Here is a 400-nt window from a genome sequence, read left to right as displayed (position 1 = left end):
AGATATGTTGATACCCCGTCCATCCGGTTTCGGATGGTCGAGGTTCCTTTGAAGAAAACACAGCGAGGACGCTGTGAACGTCGGGACTATTCCTCCCGATGTTCCGCTCTCGTGATGTGTGCACCCGATCACGGGTAAACATTCACGGAGAGTTTGATCCTGGCTCAGGACGAACGCTGGCGGCGTGCTTAACACATGCAAGTCGAACGATGAACCACTTCGGTGGGGATTAGTGGCGAACGGGTGAGTAACACGTGGGCAATCTGCCCTGCACTCTGGGACAAGCCCTGGAAACGGGGTCTAATACCGGATACTGACCCGCTTGGGCATCCAAGCGGTTCGAAAGCTCCGGCGGTGCAGGATGAGCCCGCGGCCTATCAGCTTGTTGGTGAGGTAATGG

General features: G+C 56.2%; 1 rRNA gene. It reads left to right on the top strand.

The window, feature by feature from the left end:
* Positions 1 to 141 precede the first annotated feature (141 nt).
* Positions 142 to 400: ribosomal RNA gene (locus LPA54_RS40970) — 16S ribosomal RNA — on the top strand; the annotation flags it as partial.

Origin of the sequence: Streptomyces sp. DH12, from assembly GCF_020873895.1 — a bacterium.
In the GTDB taxonomy this organism is placed as follows: Bacteria; Actinomycetota; Actinomycetes; order Streptomycetales; family Streptomycetaceae; genus Streptomyces.
Note: the sequence above shows the minus strand (reverse complement) of the source record. Positions and strands in the feature narration are given on the sequence as shown.